Source organism: Kocuria sp. (assembly GCF_030536815.1).
In the GTDB taxonomy this organism is placed as follows: Bacteria; Actinomycetota; Actinomycetes; order Actinomycetales; family Micrococcaceae; genus Kocuria; species Kocuria gwangalliensis.
In genome coordinates this window covers 1-2493 of sequence record NZ_JAUNPE010000244.1, presented here as the reverse complement: position 1 = coordinate 2493, position 2493 = coordinate 1, and the positions used below count along the sequence as shown (strand labels likewise).

Below are 2493 nucleotides of genomic sequence, written 5' to 3'. Positions count from 1 at the left end.
GAACACGAGGAACAGCAGCGAGAAGAAGATCCCCAACCCGTTGGGCTCACTCCTCACCGAGTATGAGTAGGACGTCGCGGATGTGACCGTATTACTGTTCACTACCTCGCTGCCAACCGTGCCGATGAGCACCATGAACAGGCCGTATACCAGGAACATGAAGAGTGCGACCCACCAGTACTCGGATCGGCTGGCGCGCCCGGAGAACTGTGCGTATTTCTTGTAGAACCGCTTGATGGCTTGGCCGGGACCCACGGGAACGCCCGGCTGGGAGCCTGGTTGCTGGTAGCCGCCCTGGTCGTCACCGGGTGCGTCACCGGGCCGATACTGGTCGGTGGCCGGAGCGGCGTCGTAATGGGTGGAATCGCTGGTCTGCTGGTCTCCTGGCTGGGAGCCATAAGAATGGGGGGTGCTCATGTCATGCCCTTCACAATTGCGAACGTTGTGACTAGAGACACTATCCCCTGAGGAACAGCTGTAGCACTACCTCGCGCCAGAACGTTATGAATTCGATGCCCGGCGCCGCCATTACCCGACGACCGCCACCAGCAACAGCGGACCCCACAGGAACACGGGCGCGCCATTGCCGATCATCAACCCCAGCGGTGCCCGGAAGGTCCAAATGTCACAGGCTGCCACAGGGGGGATGTGGCCGAAACTCTTCTTCGTTGAGCGGAGCGACCCACGCGCGACGTTTGCAGATCAACCCGTCCCGCATTGGGGATTTCTCACATATCCGGGCCCCTCAATAGTGGCGTCGAAGGCGGTTTTATCTTCAAGATGGCAGGCACCGAAGCCGGTCCAGGTGCGCCCTCAGGACACCACTGGCGAACCCTCATACACTGCGAACTCGGGACGGCCCTGGTTCTTGTAGGTCTGAATGGTCAGCCCGCCCGGGGTGACTCGACTACTGACAAGGCGGAACCCAATCGGATCCATGCCATCGGGGAAAAGGCGGCGCCCCTGGCCCACTACCACCGGCGCTATAACCAGGCGCAGCTCGTCGACCAGGTCCGCAGCAAACAGACCTTGGGCAAGCACCGAGCTGCCATGGACCTGCAAGTCCCGGCCCAGCCGTGATTTGAGTTCGGCTACCTGCGCCGCGAGATCTCCCGAGAGGATGGTGGTGGGGTTCCATTCGGCACTGGTTAAGGTCTTAGATGCCACGTATTTCGGCAACCCGTTCATGAGCTCGGTGAACGGGTCGTCCGGGTCGGTGATCTGCGGCCAATCCCGGGCGAATGCCTCATAAGTACGCCTCCCGAACATGAGGGCATCGGCTTGTTGGAGCCATTCGGTGCATTGCTGGATGAATTCCTTGTCCAGGTAAGGAACGAACCAGCCACCCCGTTCAAAATTCCCGCTGCGGTCCTCGTCCGGAGATCCCGGTCCTTGCGAGACACCATCGAGACTGACGAATTGCATGACAGTTAGTTTCATCGGTCAGGGTCCTTCCAAGTCCTACATTCTGTGAATTCACGAGCCGACCCGCGCTTGCGCAGGATCTGTACAACGCCGCCGCAGCCAGTAGCCAACCACTGCCACCAGGAGCAGTGGACCCCACAAGAAGATGGGCGCGTAGCAAGCAATCATCAATACCCGCCAGAGCGCGGAGGGTACGGTCACCAGAAAAGCGGCCCAGGCCGCGAATTTGGCCCACGTCTGCGGAGAAACCGCGGGGCCGGGTTGCGCATTGATCAGATTGGATGCCTGGGTGGGCATGTTCTCAATCTAGTCCTGAACCGCCCCATTAATAAGGCCTCATGCCGCCCTCGAGACCAACCAGCTGTTGGGGGGAGGTCCCCGGCTCATTACGCGGGTTCGTAGACGACTCCAAGCAAGGAACCCTCACCTTAACTCCAGGGAACGGGTAGGTTAACGGTATTCGTTTTCTGTGAGCCCGGGTCGAGTACGGGCAGATCCCACAGGTGTTCGGCGACCGCACGGACATCGCACGCGAGGAGTTGTCATGGCCAGCCGGGTTCATCCTGCAATCCGACAGGTTGGCGTGGTCCTGGGGTACCTCTTGGTCTACGTCATGATCTGGGCGGGCCTTGCCATGCTCATTGCGGCCATCGGCATCCGGTACTACTTCGGCAAGATCTCGTTCGGGCAGATGCGCCTCAACATCGTCACCGTGGAGACGGACGGCGGAGGCGGCCCGCTGGTCTGGATGGGGATCCTGGGTATCGGCGTGCTTCCCCTGGTCATCACCATCGGCATTGCCGTGTGGCAGTATTTCCGGCGCCGCAAGCGCCGTCGGCTGGGCTGTGACACCCGGCCCCAGGCCAAGAAATGGGCCATGCGCGGCCTCTCGACCGCCTTGGTTGCCGCGGTCGCGGCCGGCGGCACCACGGCGTTCGCCTCCACCGTGGGCATCGGCGACTACATTCGTTCGGCCAGTTCGCCGTACAACATGGGCGACTACTACGCGGAACCCACGGTCACCGGCGCGGAGGCAAAGCGCAATCTGGTCACGATCTATCTGGAGTC

At 61.3% G+C, this 2493-nt stretch carries 3 protein-coding genes and 1 pseudogene; 1 reads left to right on the top strand and 3 read right to left on the bottom strand.

What is annotated here, in order from left to right; genetic code table 11:
* The 3 genes from Q4E95_RS12750 to Q4E95_RS12740 all read right to left on the bottom strand — a co-directional run.
* On the bottom strand, positions 1-417 hold a 417-nt coding region (locus Q4E95_RS12750), incomplete at its 3' end, for a DUF805 domain-containing protein (protein WP_303383657.1).
* A 396-nt stretch (positions 418-813) separates the two neighbouring features.
* A complete protein-coding gene (locus Q4E95_RS12745; RefSeq protein WP_303383656.1) occupies positions 814-1425 on the bottom strand; it encodes a dihydrofolate reductase family protein in 612 nt (203 codons plus the stop codon).
* A 51-nt stretch (positions 1426-1476) separates the two neighbouring features.
* A complete protein-coding gene (locus tag Q4E95_RS12740; protein ID WP_303383655.1) occupies positions 1477-1722 on the bottom strand; it encodes a hypothetical protein in 246 nt (81 codons plus the stop codon).
* 247 nt (positions 1723-1969) lie between these two features.
* Here Q4E95_RS12740 and Q4E95_RS12735 point away from each other — a divergent pair.
* A pseudogene (locus Q4E95_RS12735) lies at positions 1970-2493 on the top strand (LTA synthase family protein); the annotation flags it as partial.

What these genes read in the sequence shown, in the direction of transcription:
- Q4E95_RS12745 (WP_303383656.1), bottom strand. Translation starts at nt 1,425, where the DNA reads ATGCAATTCGTCAGTCTCGATGGTGTCTCGCAAGGACCGGGATCTCCG.
- Q4E95_RS12740 (WP_303383655.1), bottom strand. Translation starts at nt 1,722, where the DNA reads ATGCCCACCCAGGCATCCAATCTGATCAATGCGCAACCCGGCCCCGCG.